Here is a 19,756-nt window from a genome sequence, read left to right on the forward strand (position 1 = left end):
TGCGAAGAGGCCATCATATCCAACACAAAACCTCAGGCCACAAAAAAGCCCCTCTGATGAGGGGCTCCTTGCACAGCACATTCCAGCATCAGGTCATCTGAATGATGGTCTGCATGATGGTGCTCTGGGTGGAGATAGTCTTGGCGTTCGCCTGGTAGTTGCTCTGCCCCTTGATCAGGTCGACCAGTTCGTTGGTCAGGTTGACGTTGGACTCTTCCAGGGAGTTGGAAACGATCGAACCCAGGGTGCCGGTTTCCGGGGCATCGTAACCAGGAATACCCGACACATAGGTTTCCTTCCAGCTGGTGCCGCCTACTGGCTGCAAACCTTGTTCGTTGGTGAAGCTGGCCAGGGAAATCTGGCCGATCGCCTTGGTCTGGTTGTTGCTGAAGTTGGCCAGCAGCACACCGCTGCCGTCGATGGTCAGGTTGGTGATCTGGCCAGTCGCGTAGCCGTTCTGCGCAGGAATCGAACGCGCGGTGTCGGCGTTGAACTGCGTGGTATTGGCCATTGAAATGGTCACACCTGCCGGGTCGGCACTTGCCCCGTTGGGGGTCCAGACGCCGCCGGTCACGGAGCCCGGAGTCCAGCCAGTGATTTTCAGGTCATTGCCGATAACCGGTGCAGGTGTCGGAACGGTCGGCGGAACAGTCGGCGGTACCGGCGTGCTGACCGAAACCAGTTTGCCGCTCGAATCGAACGTCATGGTCGAAGGGATCGGAGCCGTCACAGCAGGGTCGCTGCCATCCGGGTTGCGACCATCGATCAGGGTGTAGGTATCCCAGGTGTTCGGACCCGTCTTGACCATGTACTGGTCCATGGGGTGCTGGTTACCCTGCGTATCGAAAACCGGGGTAGTGAACTGCTTGGTGTAAGTGGCGGGCTTGCTCGGATCGAACTTGTTGGTAGCCACAGTCTGATCGATCACCGCAGCCGTGGAGTTCAGGTTGATCGTCGACGAAACGGTGTTGGTGGCCTTCGGGGCCAGGTTGGAGGTGTCGATTTGCAGGTCGGTCAACACGCCATTGAGAATCTTGCCATTGGCATCTACACCGTAACCCTGCAAACGGGCCGTACCGTCGCTATTGGTAACGTAACCTTCTTTGTCAGTCTTGAAAGTACCGGCACGGGTGTAGGTCAGCGAACCATTGTTGTTCAGGACGAAGAAACCGTTGCCCTGGATACCCATGTCGAGCACGTTGCCGGTGTTGCTCACGTCACCCTGGGTGAACTGCTGGGAAACGTTGGCCAGACGCACGCCGCTGCCGACGGTCTTGCTGCCGGTACCCAGGCGGGTCGCCGAGTACACGTCTTCGAATTCTGCACGGGACGACTTGAAACCGGTGGTCGCAACGTTGGCGATGTTGTTGCCGGTCACGTCCAGTTGCTTGTTGGCTGCAAAGAGACCGCTAAGGCCGATATTGAAAGACATCATCCACTCCTTTGTGCCGTATTAGTCGGCTTTACATACCAATGGTTTGTACTTTGGACAGAGCAACGCTGCCCAGCCCGGCCAGGTTGAGCATCAACTCCCCGCCGGTCTGGCTGATGGTCACGCTGTTGACGGTCGCGGGCAGGTTGGTGATCAACGCGACGGACTTGCCATCGATGGTGGTCGTGGCGCCGAAGGCGAAGGTGCCCGCAGGTACCGTCTCACCCGCATCGTTCTTGCCGTCCCAGATGAAGCTGGCGTTGCCGGCCTTCTGCGAACCCAGGTCGATGGTGCGCACGGTCTTGCCGGTTGCGTCGGTGATTTTCAGGGTGGCGGACGCCACCGAAGTCGGCACGACCACCGTGCCGCTGAGGCTCTTGGTAGTGTCGACCACGGCCTTGTCGCCCGGAGCGATAACCGAACGACCCACCAGCGACGACGCCTGCAAGGCCTGGGACGAGTTGTAGTTGCTGGCCAGGCCGCTCACGGTGTCGTTGAGCGTGGTAATACCTTCCAGGCTGCTGAATTGTGCCAACTGGGCCACGAACGCGCCGTTGTCCTGAGGCTCCAGCGGGTTCTGGTTTTTCAGCTGGGTSACCAGCAACTGCAGGAACGCATCCTTGCCCAGGGCCTGGCTGCCCGTAGACTTGCCGGTTGCCGACGCCAGACCATCAGTTGTGGGGTTGGTCTTGATCGAGGAATTGGCCAGGATGTCGTTGAGGCTCAAACCGCTGGTGGAATCGGTAACACTCATCTGAGTCGCCCCTTATCACTGACCGAGGGTCAGGACTTTCTGCATCATGGTTTTGGCGGTGTTCATCATTTCGGCGTTGGTCTGGAACGAACGGCTCGCGGAAATCATGTCGGCCATTTCCTCCACCACGTTGACGTTCGGGTAGTAGACGTAACCCTTGGCATCGGCCGCCGGATGGTTCGGCTCGTAGCGCGCCTCGAGGTTGCTCTGGTCTTCGACTACACCCAACACCTGCACGCCCTGACCGGCCGCGTCCTGGCTCTGGAACAGCGAGTCGCTGCCGCCGCTCTGGCCGCCCTGGAACATGGTGGCGAACACCGGGTGACGCGCGCGGTAGGTCTGGTCGATGCTCGACGAGACGGTCTCGGCGTTGGCGATGTTCGAAGCGACGGTGTTCAAACGCGTGGTCTGCGCACTCATGCCGCTACCGGCAATGTTGAAAACACTGGATAGAGACATGGCTTACTCTCCGCGCAGGGCTGACACCAGCCCTTTGAATTTGCTGTTGAGCAGGGTGAAGCTGGCCTGGAAGCCGATCGCGTTTTCCGCGTAGTTCGACTGTTCCAGCTGAGCGTCCACGGTGTTCTGGTCGATCGACGGTTGCATCGGCGTGCGATACAGCAACGACTCGTCGCCATTGCCCAGGCCTTCAGCTTCGATGTGACGGCTGTTGGTCATGTTCAAGGCGAAGGTGCCGTTTTTGGTTTTCTCGTTCTGCTCGGCGAGTACCTTCGAGAAGTCCAGGTCCCGAGCCTTGTAGTTCGGGGTATCGGCGTTGGCGATGTTATTGGCCAGGACTTCGGCACGCTGGGCGCGGAAGCCCAGGGCTTGTTCGTGGATACCGAGCGCTTTATCGAAGCTGATGCTCATGTCGGGAAACCTTCGGGTGACCTGATTTTTCGTAGGATCAACTTAGCAAGCCCCATGCCAATTCAAAAAAGCCCGGAAACCGGGGCTTTGCCGGCCATGGCAACGCGGCAATGCCAGAAAAGCGGCAACGGTTTTCCGCCGGATGTCGCTTTTCTGCCGCCTTACTTGATTTGGAGGACAACACTTGACCCTGTGGGAGCGGGCTTGCCCGCGAAGGCGTCGTGTCAGCCGATATGACTTTTCTGATCTACCGCTTTCGCGGGCAAGCCCGCTCCCACAGGGAGTAGGTGGTACCCGTGAGAAATCAGCAGGCACAAAAAAACGGGAGCCCCTGAGGACTCCCGTTTTTTTTGCCGACGCCAGCGAAATCACTTCGCCTGGTAAATGATCCCCGGGCTGCACTGGACCATCTGGTAATGATCCGGCAAACCGTTCAGTGCTTCGGAAGCACCGAGGAACAGGTAACCGCCCGGCTTCAACGTGCTGTGGATGCGCAACAGGATGTCCTTCTTCACCTCGGCGGAGAAGTAGATCAACACGTTGCGGCAGAACACGATGTCGAACTTGCCGAGGCTCGCGTAGCTGTCCAGCAGGTTGAACGAACGGAATTCCACCCGGCTCTTGATCGGTGCCTTGATCGCCCAGCGCCCCGGCCCTTTCGGGTCGAAATAACGCTGCAGGCGCTCAGGCGACAGACCGCGACCGATGGCCAGACTGTCGTATTCGCCGGTCTTGCAGTTGTTCAGCATGGTCCCGGACAGGTCGGTGGCAACGATCTGCACGCCCATCCTCAACTGGCCCAGGTTGACCCGCTCGAACTCGTCGATGGACATCGACAGCGAATACGGCTCCTGCCCCGACGAGCACGCCGCCGACCAGATGCGCAGGCGCTGGCCGGGACTGGCCTTGATCGCTTCGGGCAGTACCTTGTTCTTCAAGACTTCAAACGGGTAGGTGTCTCGAAACCACAGGGTTTCGTTGGTGGTCATGGCATCCACCACCTGTTCGCGCAAACCGCTACGCGGCTGGGTCTGCATGCGCTGAACCAGCTCACCCAAAGACTTGATGCCTTGCTGTTCCATCAGTTTGTTGAGACGGCTGGAGACCAGGTACTGCTTGTTTTCACCGAGCAAAATGCCACAGGCTTTTTCCAGGAATACCCGGAACTGTTCGAAATCCAAATTACCCGTAGACAATGATGCCGCCTCTTAAATCGTGTTGACTGCCAGGGGTGCAGGCCCCTGGCTGATATCTGCTGCCTTGATCCGGTCGACCACCCGGGATGCCAGGTCATCAGGACGGAACTTGGCCAGGAAGTCATCGGCACCGACCTTCTTGACCATCGCCTGATTGAACACTCCCGACAACGAAGTATGCAGGATGATATGAAGCTTTTGCATGCGCGGGTCGTTGCGGATTTCCGCCGTCAGGGTGTACCCGTCCATCTCCGGCATTTCGATATCGGAGATCATCATCAGGAACTCTTCTTCCGGCTTCTTGCCCTCGTCGACCAGTTTGCGCAGGTAATCCAGCGCTTGCCGACCGTCGTTCAACGCCACCACTTCGACACCGACCGTTTGCAGGCAACGCGTGACCTGCTTGCGCGCCACCGACGAGTCGTCAACCGTCAGCACACGCAACGAAAGCGCCTTGTGTTGGGTTTCGACATCCACCACACCCACGGAGATCGCTTCCGGCGTCGGTGCCACTTCCGCCAGCACTTTCTCGACGTCGATGATTTCAACCAGCTGATTGTCGACTCGCGTCACCGCCGTCAGGTAGTGATCGCGTCCAGTGCCCTTGGGTGGCGGATGGATCTCCTCCCAGTTCATGTTGACGATGCGCTCCACCGAGCGAACCAGGAAACCCTGGGTCTTGGTGTTGTACTCCGTGATGATCACGAAGGGATTGTTCTTGTCCTTCAAAGCACCGGAGCCGGTCGCCATCGCCAGATCAAGGATCGGAATGGTCGCCCCCCGGATATTCGCCACGCCGCACACGACAGGACTGGACTTGGGCATCAGAGTCAGTTTGGGGCATTGCAGCACCTCCCGAACCTTGAAAACGTTGATCCCGTACAGCTGCTGGCCGTCGAGACGGAACAACAACAGCTCAAGGCGATTCTGCCCCACCAGTTGCGTGCGCTGGTTCACCGAATCCATTACACCAGCCATGCCCAGACTCCTACACCAACGCCAAGTGTTGTTGCGACGCGCCTTCATCACTGAACGGCACGGCGCTTGCTTTTTTAATCGTTATGAACACAGAACCGACATTTTTCCGACACTTGACCACACCCTGCCGAAAATTGCTCGGCGTGCTGGCGGCCGTTTGCCTGTTCAACGCTGGCAGCCCTGCCCTTGCTGACGCGGTTACCTTGCCTGACATGCTTATCGGCGTCACTCAGGGCTTTCTTGAATTCACCGTAGAAGACTATCTGGCCACCAGTCAAACGGAAGGTCGCTACGAAATCCAGGTCAACCCGCTCGACCCGCGCATGCACATGCCCATGTGCGACAAGGAATTGACAGCGACCCTTGAGAGTCCCAAGCCGCTGGGACGGGTCACGGTCAAGGTCCGCTGCGAGGGCGCTTCCCCCTGGACAGTGTTCGTACCCGCTCAAGTCCGCCTGTTTCGCGATGTCGTGACCACCGCCCGGCCACTGCGCCGCGCCGCCATTGTCGAGCCTGGGGATGTAATCCTGCGCGAGCGCGATATCAGCCTGATCGGCCAGGGCTACCTGACCACCCTCGACCAGGCGGTTGGACAGCGACTGACCCGACCAATGGTCGCCGACCAGGTGATTACCCTGGTACATATCGAACAGGCCGAGGTCATCCGCAAGGGTGATCAGGTGGTGATTACCGCCCGCAGCGGTACGCTCAGCGTGCGCATGCCGGGCGAAGCCCTGTCGAACGGCAGCCTGAGCGAACAGATCCGGGTGAAAAACCTCAATTCCCAGCGAGTCATCAAGGCGCAGGTGATGGCGCCGGGGCAGGTGGAAGTGTCCATGTAAAGCTCACTGTTCATCGGAATGTGGCGCTTGCCGCGGCGGTTCCCTAGACTGTGCTCCATGCAGGGCAAGCGCTGACGCGCGCGAGGTTCATTGATAAATGAGCCTAAAGTTTTCCAGGGAATGGCCGAAACCATGGCAAGCGTCCAAATTCCCAGAGGTTTTTTATCATGGTCATCGATTTCAGCCGTTTGAACAGCTCCTCGTCCCTTACGGGCAGTACACGTACCAGCGCCAGCAAGGAAAGCGCCGAAGCCGACAAATCCGCGCCGCTGGAGTCCGCGGCCGAACAGGCCGGTACCGTCAAAAGCGGGGAATCGGTACATCTCAGCAATGAGGCTCAACAGTTGCAGAAGGTCACTGACAAGCTGCGCGATCAGCCTGCCGTCGACAAAGCCCGCGTGGCAGAGTTGAAAGCAGCGATTGCCGATGGCAGCTATAAAGTCGACAGCAACCGTGTAGCCAGCAAACTGCTCAACTTCGAAGCCCAGCGCTAGGCCATCGCCGGCGCCAGGCTTTTGGACGCTTAAAACCCAAGGCCAGCCATGCACGACACTCATTTACTGCAACTGATCACCGACGACTTTGCTCCAGCGCAACACTTGCTGGAGTTACTGCAGACCGAATCCCTCGCCTTGCATGGCCGCGACATGCCATTGCTCGAGGGCATCCTGGCGCAGAAACAGGCATTGGTCGTTCTGCTCGAACAGCATGGCCGCAAGCGCAGTGAAATTCTCGCCAGCCTCAACCTGCCGACCAACCGTACCGGCCTGGAGCAACTGGCCAGCCAGTCGAGCATCGGTGACCAGTTGCTGGCGCAAAGTGACGTGCTGACCAATCTCCTGGCCCAGTGCCAGGCCATCAATGCCAACAACGGCCAGTCGATTCTCACTCAGCAAGCCGCTACAGCCACCCAGCTGAAAATCCTTAACGGCGGTGAAACCCCGGCGCTTTACGATGCCAGCGGAACCTTCTCCAAGCTTGCTAAGCCACGCCCGCTCAGTCAGGCTTAGGCCGGTCGATGAGCCCGCTCTATCCAAGACGCGAAAGATGCTGGCAAAATGCTGGCTAGTCGTAGTCAAATTTTGTCTGGAGATTGATTAACCGTGTCCAATGCCTTATCCGTGGATGATGCTCCGCAGCCACCCAAGGTGCTCTCCACGCCCTTGGAAATCTCCGGCAACCTGCGCCAGCTGCTCGAAAGCCATGACCCGCTGATCATCACGTTCCACGAGCGCAGCCAGCGCTTCCAGAGCTATCTGGTGGAGCTGGACCGTGAAAGCAACATGATTGCCCTGGACGAAATGATCCCCCGCGATGGCGAGCGCTACCTGCTGGCGGGCGAACCGTTCAAGGTCGAAGGCTTCCACGAAGGCGTGCGCATCGCCTGGGAAAGCAACGGCCAATTGACCATCGACGARTCCGGCGRCAGCCGTTGCTACCGCGGCAGCCTGCCCGATGARGTGGTGTACCACCAGCGTCGTAATGCGTTCCGCGCCGCGCTGAAGCTGGCACAACTGGTCAACGTCAACCTGGACGGCGAAAAGCTCAAGACTTCGATCAGCGGCAAACTGCTGGATATTTCCGCTACCGGCTGCAAACTGCGCTTCGACGGCGACATCACCAGCAGCTTGCAACTGGGTCAGGTTTACGACCGTTTCAGCGCCGAACTGCCCTTCGGCAAAATGACCGCTCCGGTCGAGTTGCGTTATCTGCACTTCGAAGAAAAGATCTCCACCACCTTCGCCGGCGTTCGCTTCCACAACATGAGCGGGCTGGTGCAGCGTCAGGTCGAACGCTTCGTCTACCAGTTGCAACGCGAAGCGCGTCGCTTCGACAAAGACGACCTCTGACAGAGCGTCAACAAAAAACGGGCAGTCCCTTGCGGTGACTGCCCGTTTTTTTGTGCCCTGGATTTAAGGCCTGGCCTCGCTCAAGTTGGGATCTCGTCCTGTATCCGGGTCTTCTGGCGGCTGATCGGCTTCAGGCGCAGCTTCGGATTCAGGTTCTGGCTCCGGGCCGTGACCGACCGGACCGGTCATCTGATCCTGCACCACCTGCTCATCGACCCGCGGGTCGAGGCAGGCTACCAGCGGCGAACTCGTCATGTTGTCCGGCATGGCCACGTGATGCAGCGGCGCATCTTCCACCTGATGCAGGTTGGTCACCGCTTTCGGACGAATTCGCCACACCAGTACCAACGCAAAGAAGCTGAAAAACGCATAGAGCATCTGGCTGCCGAACAGCTTCATCAGCACCCCGGCCACCAGCGGCCCAATGCTCGCACCCACACCATAGGTCACCAACAACATCGCCGTCAGGGACACCCGGCGATCACCTTCGACGTGGTCATTGGAGAACGCCACCGCCAACGGATACAGGCAGAACTGCACCAGCGAACAGACAAAACCGGCGAGAAACAGAACCTCCAGCGGCACCTGCGGCATGATCGCCAGCGGCAGTGCGGCCAGTGCCAGGCTGAACGCGAAACTGCGGATCAACACCGCCCGGTCGTAGCGGTCGGACAACCAGCCCAACGGCCACTGCACCAGCAGCCCGGCAAAAATGCAGCTACCCATGAACAGGCCGACCTGTTCCGTGGACAACCCTTGCTGCGAGGCATACAGCGGCGCCAGACCATAGAACGACCCCACGATCAGGCCTGCCCCGAGCACCGTACTCAATGACTGCGGCACGCGCTTGATAAAGAACCGTGGCTCCATCGGTGCCGGGTGCAGCGGTGCCGGGTGGATCCGCCGGGTCAGGGCCACGGGCACCAGACACAGGGCGAAACACAGGGCAACCAACATCAGCAGCTCCAGCCCCAGCGCCGGGTGCATGACCAGAATCAATTGCCCCATCACCAGGCCCAGGTAGGAGGCGATCATGTAACCGCTGAACACCAACCCGCGCTGCCTGGCTTCGGCCTGTTCGTTCAGCCAGCTCTCGATCACCATGTACTGGCACATCATGCCGAGGCCGACGATCACCCGCAGGAACAGCCAGGCCGGCAGCCAATCGACCAGGCCATGGCCCAACACCGCCGCGCCGACGATCCCGGCACAGGCCGAATAGGCCCGGATATGCCCGACCCGGGCAATCAACCGGTGACCGATCTTGCCCCCCAGCACCAGGCCGAAGTAGTTGGCGGCCATCAACGCACCCACCCACAGGCTGTCGACATGGTCGGCCGCCAGGCGCAGGCCCAGGTAAGTACTCAACAGGCCCGAGCCGATCAACATCATCAGCGAGGCGAAATACAGCGCTCGAAAGGATTTCCAGATTTGGCGCATCGGCGTTCCGAGCGGCTCCTTGCAGTGAGAATCGGCTACCGCTAAACGATAGCCGGATGTCGACGGATCGTCAGGCCTGGGCTGCTAAAACACGCCGTTCCCAGGGAGTAATTTCATCATAAAAACTGCTCAGCTCCAGGGTCTTCGAAGCGATGTAGCCTTCGATGAATTCCGTGCCCAACAGTTCCCTGGCCAACTGGCTACGTTTCAGACGCTCGAGTGCCGCATGCAAGGTACACGGCAACGAAAGATTTTCCGGTACTTCGAATTCACCCTGAATCGGCGCGCTCGGCTCCAACGCGTTCTCGATGCCATGCAACCCCGCCGCCAGGCTTGCGGCAAGTGCCAGATACGGATTGGCATCGGCGCCCGGCAAGCGGTTCTCGACCCGACGGGCCACCGGCAAACTGGCTGGAATGCGCAAGCCGGCCGCCCGGTTGTCATAGGACCAGCAGGCATTATTCGGTGAGGCGTAAGGGTGGCACAAGCGCTGATAGGAATTCACGTTCGGCGCAAACAACGCGGTGAAGTCGGCCATGCAAGCCTGCTGGCCGGCAATGAAATGGCGGAAGGTTGCCGTCTCCTGCCCTGCCTCATCACTGAACACGTTACGTCCCGAATCGATCTCGACGACGCTCTGGTGAATATGCATCGAACTGCCCGGTGTATGCGCCAACGGCTTGGCCATGCACACCACACTCAGCCCGTGCTTGAGCGCAACCTCCTTGAGCAAGTGCTTGAACAGGAACGTCTGGTCGGCCAGCAACAGCGGATCACCATGCAGCAGATTGATCTCGAACTGACTGACGCCCATTTCGTGCATGAAGGTATCGCGAGGCAAGCCCAACGCCGCCATGCATTCGTAGACTTCATTGAAGAAGGGGCGCAGCCCATTGTTGGAGCTGACGCTGAACGCCGACCGCCCATCCTCTCGACGACCGTCCAGCCCCAGTGGCGGTTGAAATGCCTGGGTCGGATCAGTGTTGGGGGCGAAGACAAAAAATTCGAGCTCGGTCGCCACGACTGGCGCCAGGCCGCGGGCCGCGTAACGGGCAATCACGGCCTTGAGCTGGCCACGGGTCGACAGACTGGAGCTGGTGGTAGTCCCCAGTTCATTCGCGTCGCAAATGGCGAAGGCCCGCGGTGGATTGCTCCAGGGCAAGCGGTGGATTTGCGCAGGGTCCGGGATCAGCGCCAGGTCGCCATCATCGCTGCCGTAAAACCGCGCCGGCGGGTATCCGCCCATGATGCATTGCAGCAGCACACCCCGCGCCATCTGCAAGCGTCGACCGTCGAGAAAGCCCTCGCAGGTCATCACTTTGCCCCGTGGTACGCCGTTCAAATCCGGCGTCACACATTCAACTTCATCAATGCCCGTCAATCGCTGCGCGAGTGAACTCAGGCCAACGGTCCTCATGACGCTATCCTTGTTATTGTGCGGGCCGCGAACGGCGACCGTACAAAATAGGCTCCGCGTGTTCGGAATTTCAAGCAGCGTCGATAAATATGCTACCTGTCAGGGCAGGTAAAGGCGGAACACCCCACCGCCCAACGGACCGCCATTGCTGATTTCGGTGCGTCCGCCCACACCGTTGCGTTGATGCAGCGCGGCAATTCGCCCGGCAAAATAAAGGCCCAGCCCGGTGCTGCCGGTGCTCTGATTGATGCCCTGCACGTAATCGGCCTGACGCTCGATCATCTGCGCCGGATAGCCTTCGCCATCGTCATTGATGGTCAACACCAGTTGCCCGGCTTCGTCGCTGACACTGATCAAAACCGCATGCCGTGCAAAGCGAATGGCGTTGTTGATGCAGTTGGCCAATACCGACGCGATCAACTCACGATCGAAGAAACCCAAAGGGCTCAGCGGATCCACTTCATAGGTGGCCATGATGCCGCGGCTGGCGAACACTTCCTGATGGCAAGCCAGTTGCGCCTCGATGAAGTCGTCCAGTTCATGGTAGGCCGGCTGCAACGGCATCTGGTTGACGCCGAGCTTGTACAGCCCCAACAACTGCACCAGCATGCCGTTGAGGTGGGCGAACTCGAAGTCGATCACGCCCTGCTCCGGCGTCTGCTGCGCCGACTCCGGCAATCGCGCCAGCCACTGACTGTGGGCCTGCATCAGCATGGCCAGCGAGTTCTTCATGTCGTGCACGGTAGAGGCGATCACCGTGGAGAAATCCAGTGCCTGTTCGTTGTCGTTCATTGGCCAAACGCCTTGCTTTTCAACTTCTGGTAACGCGGATAACGCGCGTCGGTATCGGGCATCAGGCCGACCATTTTCAGGCAGACCCGGCATTCTTCCAGCTCCGCCGAAGGAACGCCGGTATCAGTGCCATGCAACAACGACTGCGCCATGTTCAGGGCGATACTGATGTTCTTCGGTTGCATCGCCAGGGCTTTGCGGAATACCTGCCGGGCCTCCACCAGGTTGCCGGTCTTGTACACGCGTACGCCCTGACGGTTGAGTTCCGCGGCGGCGTTGCCGGAATTGAGGATGGTCGGGTCGTCGGTCTGCTTGGCGATGTCCTTCATGACCGTCGGATCGTCGCCGTAGATTTCCACGCAGTTTTTCAGCATCGCGGTGCCGGCCTCGGTCTGCCCGAGCATTTTCAGTTGCTTGGCCACCAGCAATGCCGCTTCGGCGCTCATGAATTGCTCCATGCCATCGAGGCGCAACAAGGCTTGCTCTGTGAGCTTGTCAGCCGTTTCCGCATCGTTGATCAGCAGACTGGTGGCCTTCATCAAGCGCGCACGAATTTGCAGGCCAGGGTCGCCAGGGTTGTCCTTGGCCACTGCGCTCAGCGTGGTATTGATTTCCAGTCGGGTGCGGGTATCCAGCCCTCTGGCGCTGCCCTTGCTGATCAAGGCGTGAGCCAGGCCGAGGTTACTTTCAGGATCCTTGAAACGTGACTGCGCGCCTTGGGCTACAGCCTGACGATAGGCTTTGGAAGCGGTATCGAAGTCCTCGTTGGTCATTGCCAGCTTGCCTAGCAACGCTTGCCGGCGCACCGCCAGCGGCGACAGGCGAATCGCTTCTTCGAGAACGCGCTGTGCACCCTTGGTGTCCCCTTCGGCGACCAGTACGTCGGCCATGCCGTCATACAGCGACGGCATCATCGGGAAAACCTTCAGGGCTTTTTCGTAAATGCCTTTGGCCTGCCCGATCTGGCCGCGCTTGAACAGCAACTTGCCCAACCCGGCAAACGCCCATGGCAATGGACGGTCGGCGATGATGCCGTCGTACAGCCGCTCCAGCGCTTCGTTCTGATTGAGGTCGCGCAGGGCATCGGCGCGATAGCGCAGGCACAGTGGCGAATAGCGGATGTCTTGCTTGCACAGGGCGATGCAGGCGTTGAGCACCTCCATCGGCTTGCCGCGATCGAGGGCCTGCAGGATCGGCTTGAGCAGGGTCTTGCGCTGCTCCAGGCGCTCCAGGCGCTGGGCCAGGCTGGAACGGTTGAACGGCTTGGTCAGATAGGCATCGGGCTCATGCTCCAGCGCACTGAGCACCATGGCCTGGCTGGTTTCGGCGGTGACCATGACGAATACCGCTTCATGGCTGATCAGCTTTTCTTCCATCAGGTCTTCGAGCACCTGCTGGCCATTCTTCTTGCCGTCGCCCAGATGAAAGTCCTGCAGGATGAAGTCGTACTGCTTCTGCGAACACATTTTCAGCGCCTGTTCGCCGGTATCGGCAGTGTCCACTTCCTTGACGCCCAGTTCACGCAGCATCGACCGAACCGAACTGCGGAAGTCCGAAAAATCATCGACGATCAGAAAACGCTTTTGGTGATACGACAGCATCGAAGATTTCCAGGCAATTTAAGAAGAAGAACCCAAAGGCAAATACACAGACGGACTCAGCTTCGCAGCCCTTGATTTGGCGCGCAGATGATAGCTGGTAGCCATTAGCCATCAAACAGTTTCTCATCGCCAATCAGCACACGCACTGACCGCCAGAGACGAAGAAGCTCGTAACTGTCCGGGTTATCGGCCAGCCATGGCATTCCCTTGAGAACCTGCCCCAACGCTCCCTCTGAATAGGTGAAGGTGTTACTGAAAACGAGACGCAGCGCACAAAAAAGCCCCGCCGGAATCAATTTTCCGGCGGGGCTTTTTGGACAGCAAAACGCTGATGAATGATGGTGTCCCAGGGCAGGTTCGAACTGCCAACCTTCCCCTTAGGAGGGGGATGCTCTATCCAATTGAGCTACTGAGACACAAGTCGGCCGCCAAGAAACGCGGCGCGATGGACGGCGTGCATGTTAACGGCCGAGCCTGCTTTTGTCATGTCGTCCATGGTTTTTTTAAGTGTAGGCAGATGCCTCTGTCGGGCGCGGACTTGTTTACCGTGCAAATTGCATCAATGCAAAAAGCCATCATTGCAAAATGCAATATGAAGCTTTACCAAAAATAACTTAATTCATTGTTTTTAAAGAATTTAATTGCCGATAGACTCTGGCATGCGAGCTGCTTCTACTGTTCTCACAGAACAACCGAGGTCCGCGCCATGAAATGCACCCTTTTACTCTCGAATGCGATCGCACTGGCAGTTTTACTGGCATTTCATTTTGTTCCCGAGAGCAGCGCTACGCAGGTTGCCCAACATATGCCGCATTACCTTCAGTTGCAGAAGACACCGCAAATGGCGCAATCGAGTGATCGGCACGGATTGGCCAGTCAGCAAGTGAGCCAGGAAAACATCCTGCTACAGGCGCCTTCATCCGAACGTTTGGTATTTTGAATCCCCCACCAGGAGCACCGCATGTCCAGATCAGCCGCGAGTTTCTTCATCCTCGCCTTGTTGAGCGGCATTCTTCATCTGTCATTGACCCAGCACCTGGTCGTCACCCTTCCCCTGATCGCCTGCGGTTTATTCACCGCGCTGTTCGTGCTCGCATTGATAGCCGGACGCAAGATCAAGTTCGATCCGGTACTGCGTTAATCCTGGCTTGGCAGATTCAGTGCAAGGGCCTGCCATTCGCCATCCATCCTGAATTCAGCCCCTCAATACGACTTCCCCTAGTAAATCGGCCATTTGCCACTATTCTGTAAGGGCAAGGAGAGAGGGATCGAGTCCGCATTTGCTGCCCATCAGAAACCTTTCGCCGGGCGGAGAAAGCACCAAGCGATACGGCCCGGTCGAACTTTTCAAACCAGTCTGCATTTCTGATAATTGGTGCTGGCAGAAAGCCTTTATACAGTTCAATATTTGTCACAGAATTGACGCCAAGGATCTGGCTTGCTTGAGGCATGATGCGCGCCTCTATCAATTCAGGTTGAACATTTGGTCAGAGCGCTTGTCCTACCAGACATCCTGCGGCCAATCCCGAAAACCGCTCCCCTGAACTAACCGGTTAAATATATGCGCCCATTGAAACAGGCAATTTATTCCAGCCGTACGGCTGACAAGTTCGTCGTACGTCTGCCAGACGGAATGCGTGAACGCATTGCCGAGGTGGCTCGCAATCATCATCGCAGCATGAACTCCGAAATCATTGCGCGCCTTGAGCAGAGTCTCATTCAGGAAGGCGCACTGGGAGAAGAGTTGAGCATGCGCTTGGACAGCCCGGAGCTTTCCTTGCACGAACGGGAGCTGCTGCAACGCTTCCGCCAACTTTCCCATCGACAGCAGAACGCCCTGGTTTCGCTGATCGCTCATGACGCTGAAATGGCCGCCGACGCGTCCTGATTCAGCCAGAAAGCTCGAGCCAGCCTGATCGCTGGCTTTTTTTTTGATTATTTCATTGGTTTAAGCATGGGCACGGCTCCTACAGACGCGGTCTCTGTGGGAGCTGGCTTGCCAGCGATGGTCGTTAACGATAACGCGTATGAACTAGATGAACGTGGCGCACTTGAGTCCGTCGCCAGCAGGCTGGCTCCTACAGTTTCCCGGGATTGCCTGAACAACCTTTTTTTGCCTGAAATCCGGGCACAAAAAACCCGCCAAAAGGCGGGTTTCAGTGAGCAGGACATCAGAGCAGGAAGATTGTCGCCAACCCAAGGAAGATGAAAAAGCCGCCACTGTCGGTCATGGCAGTAATCATCACACTGGCACCCATCGCAGGATCGCGCCCCATCTTCGCCAGGGTCATCGGAATCAAGACCCCCATCAATGCCGCCAGCAACAGGTTGAGCGTCATCGCGGCGGTCATCACCACGCCAAGAGACCAACTGCCATACAGCAGATAGGCAACCACACCGATCACCCCGCCCCAGATCACGCCGTTGATCAGCGCTACCGCCAACTCTTTGCGCATCAGGCGCGAGGTATTGCCGGTGCTCACCTGGTCCAGCGCCATGGCCCGAACAATCATGGTGATGGTCTGGTTGCCCGAGTTACCACCGATCCCCGCCACGATCGGCATCAAAGCCGCAAGCGCCACAAGCTTCTCGATCGAACCTTCAAACAAACCGATGACCCGGGAAGCCACGAACGCGGTAATCAGGTTGATCGCCAACCAGGCCCAACGGTTACGCAGGGATTTCCAGACCGACGCAAAAATATCTTCTTCTTCACGCAGACCCGCCATGTTGAGAACTTCGCTTTCGCTCTCTTCACGGATCAGGTCGACCATTTCATCGATGGTCAGACGGCCGATCAGCTTGCCGTTCTTGTCGACCACGGGCGCGGAGATCAAGTCGTAACGTTCGAACGCCTGGGCGGCATCGTAGGCGTCTTCGTCCGGGTGAAAACTCACCGGATCGCTGGCCATCACCTCGGAAACCTGTTTGTCCGGATCGTTGACCAGCAAACGCTTGATCGGCAACACGCCCTTGAGGACGCCGTCGTAATCGACCACGAACAGTTTGTCGGTATGGCCCGGCAACTCCTTGAGACGGCGCAGATAACGCAAGACCACTTCAAGGCTGACATCCTCGCGGATGGTCACCATCTCGAAGTCCATCAACGCACCGACCTGTTCCTCATCGTAGGACAGTGCCGAACGCACGCGCTCGCGTTGTTGCTGATCGAGGGTCTCCATGAGCTCATGGACGACGTCTCGCGGCAGCTCGGAGGCCAGGTCAGCGAGTTCGTCGGCATCCATGTCCTTGGCCGCTGCCAGGAGCTCGTGATCGTCCATGTCGGCGATCAGCGATTCACGGACCGAATCGGATACTTCAAGGAGGATGTCGCCGTCGCGATCGGCCTTGACCAGTTGCCAGAGCGTCAGACGATCGTCCAGCGGCAAGGCTTCAAGGATGTAGGCGACGTCGGCGGAGTGCAGGTCATCGAGCTTGCGTTGCAACTCGACAAGGTTCTGCCGGTGGACCAGGTTCTCGACCCGGTCATGATGCGGGCCTTCCTGGCGGTGAGTCAGGTCTTCTACTACTCGCTGGCGCTGCAGCAATTCAACCACCTGAGCCAGGCGATCCTGCAAGCTTTCCTGCGTTTTCTTTACTTCAACTTCGGACATAGGCGAACTCCACTCCCAGCAGCGGGGCACGCCGGAAGGATCAATCAGTCAATTCATGATTGGTAAAACGGGGTACTGAGTAACTACTGGGTAAGTCCATGGAGATATTCCACAAGCCCCGGCGGGGCTGACGGGCGCAATGATACACCGCCTGACGGTTTTAAACGTTAAAAAATCTTGGCTGAAACAAGCGCTTGCACAACAAACTTGAGCATCGTCCTGATCCATGAAAATGCGACGACGCATTCTGAAAAGAAAACACACCCCCCTTCGAAAATTGTAGCCGCTACCCTTGAAAAGCAACGTCATGGAGGACGCCTGATGCCATCCATTCCACCACTCCTTTTACTGTTCAGCCTGCTCAGCCCCCTGCCCCTGGCGCTCGCCACCACCGTTCACCGCTGCGAGGCGGCCAATGGGCGCATTACCTTCACCACGCTGAGCTGTGCCGCAGGAGAAAACGTTTCACTTCAGGATGTCCGTACCTTTACACCTGGCAGCACGATGGCGCTTATGCCGGAAGCCGGACCCAGTGAAACATCAGGCATGAAAATCAAAAGGAGAGAGCCGACCGTAGTTGGTCAGACGCAGGACAAGTGTGGAAACCTGATCAGCGCCAGGGAGCGCCGAGAGGCGATCATCAATCAGCGAGTGGTCGCCGGCATGAGCCAGCAAGACGTCGAAAGCGCCCTCGGCAAGCCAGACAAGATCAGTATTCGCAATTCGGCGACAAGCTACCGTTACGACGCCCAGCGAGGTCGCAGCGCACAGGTGGAGTTCGACGAGAGGGGATGCACGAAAGGAAAAGCCAAATCCCGGACGGCAAAAAGCCCGCATTAAATGCGGGCTTTCTGTTGTATGGTGCACTCGACAGGATTCGAACCTGTGACCGCTCGGTTCGTAGCCGAGTACTCTATCCAGCTGAGCTACGAGTGCATTTTGTGTTTTTAGACCAGACCACAACTGGTTGAAGCCAAGTCACTTACATTGCTGTAACTAACTCTTAAATGGTGCACTCGACAGGATTCGAACCTGTGACCGCTCGGTTCGTAGCCGAGTACTCTATCCAGCTGAGCTACGAGTGCATTTGTTGCCGCGCATTATAGGCCGTCTAATCTCTATGTCAAACACTTTTTCTAGTAATTTCAACAACTTACCGAAAAAGCCAGATTACAACGTACTACGCAAATAATGGCGGAGAACGGGGGATTCGAACCCCCGACACCCTTTTGAGGTGTACTCCCTTAGCAGGGGAGCGCCTTCGGCCACTCGGCCAGCTCTCCGCAACACGGGGCGTATATTAACCAGCTTCTTCCCCGTTTGCAAACATAAAAAACGATAAAAATTAATGGCTTGGTTCTTCGTCCTTCTCTTTCTTGATACGCAGGTAAATTTCTTCCCGGTGAACAGCCACCTCTTTGGGAGCATTAACACCGATGCGCACTTGATTTCCTTTGACGCCGAGCACGGTCACGGTGATTTCGCCATCACCGATAATCAGGCTTTCTGCGCACCGACGAGTCAGAATCAGCATACCTTTCTCCTCACGCATTTCATTTCAGGGACAACAGTCTGCAAAAAAAAGGCACTCGACCCACAACCGGAGCGGTCGCAGCCCTACATGCCTGAGTATTGACTAGCGCGAGCAAAAGAACAGTCTCGGGAGCCCCGCCATTCAAAAAAACAAAAGGCGCGGTCAGACCGCGCCTTTTGGCAAACGCATCACTCGCCCTGGCGGGCCGGTGCGTCCAGTTCGAAAGCCGTGTGCAGAGCGCGCACAGCCAGTTCCAGGTACTTCTCTTCGATCACTACGGAGACTTTGATTTCCGAAGTCGAGATCATCTGGATGTTGATGCTTTCCTTGGCCAGGGATTCGAACATGCGGCTGGCCACACCTGCGTGAGAACGCATGCCAACGCCAACGATCGACACCTTGGCGATCTTGGTGTCGCCCACGACTTCACGGGCACCCAGCTCGCCAGCGGTTTTTTCCAGCACGGCTTGCGCCGCCTGGTAGTCGTTGCGGTGCACGGTGAAGGTGAAGTCGGTGGTGTTATCGTGCGCGACGTTCTGCACGATCATGTCGACTTCGATGTTCGCAGCACTGATCGGGCCGAGAATCTTGAATGCAACGCCCGGGATGTCTGGCACGCCACGGATGGTCAGCTTGGCTTCATCGCGGTTGAAAGCGATACCGGAAATGATCGGCTGTTCCATGGTTTCCTCTTCATCAATAGTAATGAGGGTGCCCGGACCCTCCTTGAAGCTGTGCAGTACGCGCAGCGGAACGTTGTACTTGCCGGCGAACTCGACCGCGCGGATCTGCAGCACCTTGGAACCGAGGCTGGCCATTTCCAGCATCTCTTCGAAGGTGATCTTGTCCAGGCGCTGAGCCACGGACACCACACGCGGGTCGGTGGTGTAGACGCCGTCGACGTCGGTGTAGATCTGGCATTCGTCAGCCTTCAGGGCTGCCGCCAGCGCCACGCCGGTGGTGTCGGAACCGCCACGACCGAGGGTGGTGATGTTGCCGTGCTCGTCGACGCCCTGGAAACCGGCGACAACCACCACACGACCTGCCTTCAGGTCACCGCGAATCTTCTGGTCATCAATCTGCAAGATACGCGCTTTATTGTGCGCGCTATCCGTCAGAATCCGCACCTGGTTGCCGGTGTACGACACCGCCGGCACGCCACGCTTGATCAGCGCCATGGCCAACAGGGCAATCGTCACCTGCTCACCGGTGGAGACGATCACGTCCAGCTCGCGCGGAACCGGTTGACCGTCGCCACTGATTTGCTTGGCCAGATCGATCAGACGGTTGGTTTCGCCGCTCATTGCAGACAGCACAACCACCAGGTCATCGCCGGCATCGCGGAATTTCTTAACCTTGTCGGCGACCTGCTCGATTCTCTCGACAGTGCCGACCGAGGTGCCTCCAAATTTCTGTACGATCAAAGCCATTTCAAA

21 protein-coding genes and 4 tRNA genes are annotated in these 19,756 nt (G+C 57.9%); 8 read left to right on the forward strand and 17 right to left on the reverse strand.

Going from position 1 to position 19,756, the window contains the following annotated elements; translation table 11 throughout:
• Positions 1–88: 88 nt before the first annotated feature.
• From flgE to AB4Z35_RS10350, 6 genes are all read right to left on the reverse strand, one after another.
• Positions 89–1,432: a flagellar hook protein FlgE gene (gene flgE / locus AB4Z35_RS10325; RefSeq protein ID WP_442096907.1), complete on the reverse strand. Its 1,344-nt coding sequence runs from the start codon at positions 1,430–1,432 to the stop codon at positions 89–91.
• A gap of 31 nt (positions 1,433–1,463) precedes the next feature.
• Entirely contained in the window at positions 1,464–2,186 is a 723-nt protein-coding gene (flgD, locus tag AB4Z35_RS10330; RefSeq protein ID WP_442096908.1) for a flagellar hook assembly protein FlgD, read from the reverse strand.
• A gap of 15 nt (positions 2,187–2,201) precedes the next feature.
• Positions 2,202–2,645 carry a flagellar basal body rod protein FlgC gene (gene flgC, locus AB4Z35_RS10335; RefSeq protein ID WP_007980123.1) on the reverse strand — a complete coding sequence of 148 codons (444 nt, stop codon included), beginning with the start codon at positions 2,643–2,645 and terminating at the stop codon, positions 2,202–2,204.
• A gap of 3 nt (positions 2,646–2,648) precedes the next feature.
• On the reverse strand, positions 2,649–3,056 hold the full coding sequence (flgB, locus tag AB4Z35_RS10340) for a flagellar basal body rod protein FlgB (protein WP_007988729.1): 408 nt from the start codon (positions 3,054–3,056) through the stop codon (positions 2,649–2,651).
• A 368-nt stretch (positions 3,057–3,424) separates the two neighbouring features.
• The gene (cheR, locus tag AB4Z35_RS10345) at positions 3,425–4,252 is read right to left on the reverse strand and encodes a protein-glutamate O-methyltransferase CheR (RefSeq protein WP_007994597.1); all 828 of its coding nucleotides are present in this window, start codon (positions 4,250–4,252) and stop codon (positions 3,425–3,427) included.
• Between the two features lie 12 nt (positions 4,253–4,264).
• On the reverse strand, positions 4,265–5,230 hold the full coding sequence (locus AB4Z35_RS10350; protein WP_007994596.1) for a chemotaxis protein CheV: 966 nt from the start codon (positions 5,228–5,230) through the stop codon (positions 4,265–4,267).
• A gap of 83 nt (positions 5,231–5,313) precedes the next feature.
• Between AB4Z35_RS10350 and flgA the strand changes: the two genes are divergently transcribed.
• The 4 genes from flgA to AB4Z35_RS10370 all read left to right on the forward strand — a co-directional run bounded on the left by flgA (position 5,314) and on the right by AB4Z35_RS10370 (position 7,922).
• The gene (gene flgA, locus AB4Z35_RS10355) at positions 5,314–6,072 is read left to right on the forward strand and encodes a flagellar basal body P-ring formation chaperone FlgA (protein WP_442096910.1); all 759 of its coding nucleotides are present in this window, start codon (positions 5,314–5,316) and stop codon (positions 6,070–6,072) included.
• Between the two features lie 167 nt (positions 6,073–6,239).
• Positions 6,240–6,566: a flagellar biosynthesis anti-sigma factor FlgM gene (gene flgM / locus AB4Z35_RS10360; RefSeq protein WP_007994591.1), complete on the forward strand. Its 327-nt coding sequence runs from the start codon at positions 6,240–6,242 to the stop codon at positions 6,564–6,566.
• A gap of 48 nt (positions 6,567–6,614) precedes the next feature.
• Entirely contained in the window at positions 6,615–7,082 is a 468-nt protein-coding gene (locus AB4Z35_RS10365; protein ID WP_116261887.1) for a flagella synthesis protein FlgN, read from the forward strand.
• 93 nt (positions 7,083–7,175) lie between these two features.
• Positions 7,176–7,922, forward strand: coding sequence for a flagellar brake protein (locus AB4Z35_RS10370; RefSeq protein ID WP_442096911.1), 747 nt, complete (start codon positions 7,176–7,178; stop codon positions 7,920–7,922).
• Between the two features lie 63 nt (positions 7,923–7,985).
• On the opposite strand, the gene AB4Z35_RS10375 is transcribed toward AB4Z35_RS10370, so the two are convergent.
• The 5 genes from AB4Z35_RS10375 to AB4Z35_RS10395 all read right to left on the reverse strand — a co-directional run bounded on the left by AB4Z35_RS10375 (position 7,986) and on the right by AB4Z35_RS10395 (position 13,588).
• A complete protein-coding gene (locus tag AB4Z35_RS10375; protein ID WP_442096912.1) occupies positions 7,986–9,362 on the reverse strand; it encodes an MFS transporter in 1,377 nt (458 codons plus the stop codon).
• A gap of 70 nt (positions 9,363–9,432) precedes the next feature.
• Positions 9,433–10,677, reverse strand: coding sequence for a glutamine synthetase family protein (locus AB4Z35_RS10380; RefSeq protein ID WP_442096984.1), 1,245 nt, complete (start codon positions 10,675–10,677; stop codon positions 9,433–9,435).
• 201 nt (positions 10,678–10,878) lie between these two features.
• A complete protein-coding gene (locus tag AB4Z35_RS10385; protein ID WP_442096913.1) occupies positions 10,879–11,571 on the reverse strand; it encodes a sensor histidine kinase in 693 nt (230 codons plus the stop codon).
• Entirely contained in the window at positions 11,568–13,172 is a 1,605-nt protein-coding gene (locus tag AB4Z35_RS10390; RefSeq protein ID WP_442096915.1) for a response regulator, read from the reverse strand. Before AB4Z35_RS10390 ends, AB4Z35_RS10385 begins: the two co-directional genes overlap by 4 nt.
• Positions 13,173–13,511: 339 nt before the next feature.
• A tRNA-Arg gene (locus AB4Z35_RS10395) sits at positions 13,512–13,588 on the reverse strand.
• 290 nt (positions 13,589–13,878) lie between these two features.
• On the opposite strand from AB4Z35_RS10395, the gene AB4Z35_RS10400 reads away from it, so the two are divergent.
• The 3 genes from AB4Z35_RS10400 to AB4Z35_RS10410 all read left to right on the forward strand — a co-directional run bounded on the left by AB4Z35_RS10400 (position 13,879) and on the right by AB4Z35_RS10410 (position 15,060).
• The gene (locus AB4Z35_RS10400) at positions 13,879–14,112 is read left to right on the forward strand and encodes a hypothetical protein (RefSeq protein WP_442096917.1); all 234 of its coding nucleotides are present in this window, start codon (positions 13,879–13,881) and stop codon (positions 14,110–14,112) included.
• Between the two features lie 21 nt (positions 14,113–14,133).
• Entirely contained in the window at positions 14,134–14,313 is a 180-nt protein-coding gene (locus tag AB4Z35_RS10405) for a PA3371 family protein (RefSeq protein WP_442096918.1), read from the forward strand.
• Between the two features lie 420 nt (positions 14,314–14,733).
• Entirely contained in the window at positions 14,734–15,060 is a 327-nt protein-coding gene (locus tag AB4Z35_RS10410) for an Arc family DNA-binding protein (protein WP_003178899.1), read from the forward strand.
• Between the two features lie 283 nt (positions 15,061–15,343).
• On the opposite strand, the gene mgtE is transcribed toward AB4Z35_RS10410, so the two are convergent.
• Positions 15,344–16,786, reverse strand: a complete 1,443-nt coding sequence (gene mgtE / locus AB4Z35_RS10415; RefSeq protein ID WP_007971042.1) for a magnesium transporter — start codon at positions 16,784–16,786, stop codon at positions 15,344–15,346.
• Positions 16,787–17,107: 321 nt separating this feature from the next.
• Here mgtE and AB4Z35_RS10420 point away from each other — a divergent pair, with 321 nt between their 5' ends.
• Positions 17,108–17,626 carry a cell envelope protein SmpA gene (locus AB4Z35_RS10420; protein ID WP_442096986.1) on the forward strand — a complete coding sequence of 173 codons (519 nt, stop codon included), beginning with the start codon at positions 17,108–17,110 and terminating at the stop codon, positions 17,624–17,626.
• A 19-nt stretch (positions 17,627–17,645) separates the two neighbouring features.
• Here the strand turns inward: AB4Z35_RS10420 and AB4Z35_RS10425 are convergent.
• From AB4Z35_RS10425 to AB4Z35_RS10445, 5 genes are all read right to left on the reverse strand, one after another.
• Positions 17,646–17,722: transfer RNA gene (locus tag AB4Z35_RS10425), tRNA-Arg, on the reverse strand.
• 72 nt (positions 17,723–17,794) lie between these two features.
• Positions 17,795–17,871: transfer RNA gene (locus tag AB4Z35_RS10430), tRNA-Arg, on the reverse strand.
• Between the two features lie 107 nt (positions 17,872–17,978).
• Positions 17,979–18,069 (reverse strand) — tRNA-Ser (locus AB4Z35_RS10435).
• A 62-nt stretch (positions 18,070–18,131) separates the two neighbouring features.
• Positions 18,132–18,320, reverse strand: a complete 189-nt coding sequence (gene csrA, locus AB4Z35_RS10440) for a carbon storage regulator CsrA (protein WP_002554426.1) — start codon at positions 18,318–18,320, stop codon at positions 18,132–18,134.
• 188 nt (positions 18,321–18,508) lie between these two features.
• Positions 18,509–19,750, reverse strand: a complete 1,242-nt coding sequence (locus AB4Z35_RS10445; protein ID WP_007971040.1) for an aspartate kinase — start codon at positions 19,748–19,750, stop codon at positions 18,509–18,511.
• Positions 19,751–19,756: the final 6 nt, after the last annotated feature.

It is taken from the genome of Pseudomonas sp. KB_15, from assembly GCF_052114525.1.
Taxonomy (GTDB): Bacteria; Pseudomonadota; Gammaproteobacteria; order Pseudomonadales; family Pseudomonadaceae; genus Aquipseudomonas.

Bases quoted from the DNA above. Each gene is read 5' to 3' on its own strand.
- AB4Z35_RS10405 (WP_442096918.1), top strand. From the start codon at position 14,134: ATGTCCAGATCAGCCGCGAGTTTCTTCATCCTCGCCTTGTTGAGCGGC.
- flgE (WP_442096907.1), bottom strand. From the start codon at position 1,432: ATGTCTTTCAATATCGGCCTTAGCGGTCTCTTTGCAGCCAACAAGCAA.
- AB4Z35_RS10380 (WP_442096984.1), bottom strand. From the start codon at position 10,677: ATGACCTGCGAGGGCTTTCTCGACGGTCGACGCTTGCAGATGGCGCGG.
- AB4Z35_RS10390 (WP_442096915.1), bottom strand. From the start codon at position 13,172: ATGCTGTCGTATCACCAAAAGCGTTTTCTGATCGTCGATGATTTTTCG.
- AB4Z35_RS10400 (WP_442096917.1), top strand. From the start codon at position 13,879: ATGAAATGCACCCTTTTACTCTCGAATGCGATCGCACTGGCAGTTTTA.
- flgM (WP_007994591.1), top strand. From the start codon at position 6,240: ATGGTCATCGATTTCAGCCGTTTGAACAGCTCCTCGTCCCTTACGGGC.
- csrA (WP_002554426.1), bottom strand. From the start codon at position 18,320: ATGCTGATTCTGACTCGTCGGTGCGCAGAAAGCCTGATTATCGGTGAT.
- AB4Z35_RS10385 (WP_442096913.1), bottom strand. From the start codon at position 11,571: ATGAACGACAACGAACAGGCACTGGATTTCTCCACGGTGATCGCCTCT.
- AB4Z35_RS10375 (WP_442096912.1), bottom strand. From the start codon at position 9,362: ATGCGCCAAATCTGGAAATCCTTTCGAGCGCTGTATTTCGCCTCGCTG.
- AB4Z35_RS10350 (WP_007994596.1), bottom strand. From the start codon at position 5,230: ATGGCTGGTGTAATGGATTCGGTGAACCAGCGCACGCAACTGGTGGGG.
- flgB (WP_007988729.1), bottom strand. From the start codon at position 3,056: ATGAGCATCAGCTTCGATAAAGCGCTCGGTATCCACGAACAAGCCCTG.
- AB4Z35_RS10410 (WP_003178899.1), top strand. From the start codon at position 14,734: ATGCGCCCATTGAAACAGGCAATTTATTCCAGCCGTACGGCTGACAAG.
- flgA (WP_442096910.1), top strand. From the start codon at position 5,314: ATGAACACAGAACCGACATTTTTCCGACACTTGACCACACCCTGCCGA.
- AB4Z35_RS10420 (WP_442096986.1), top strand. From the start codon at position 17,108: ATGCCATCCATTCCACCACTCCTTTTACTGTTCAGCCTGCTCAGCCCC.
- AB4Z35_RS10445 (WP_007971040.1), bottom strand. From the start codon at position 19,750: ATGGCTTTGATCGTACAGAAATTTGGAGGCACCTCGGTCGGCACTGTC.
- AB4Z35_RS10365 (WP_116261887.1), top strand. From the start codon at position 6,615: ATGCACGACACTCATTTACTGCAACTGATCACCGACGACTTTGCTCCA.
- flgC (WP_007980123.1), bottom strand. From the start codon at position 2,645: ATGTCTCTATCCAGTGTTTTCAACATTGCCGGTAGCGGCATGAGTGCG.
- mgtE (WP_007971042.1), bottom strand. From the start codon at position 16,786: ATGTCCGAAGTTGAAGTAAAGAAAACGCAGGAAAGCTTGCAGGATCGC.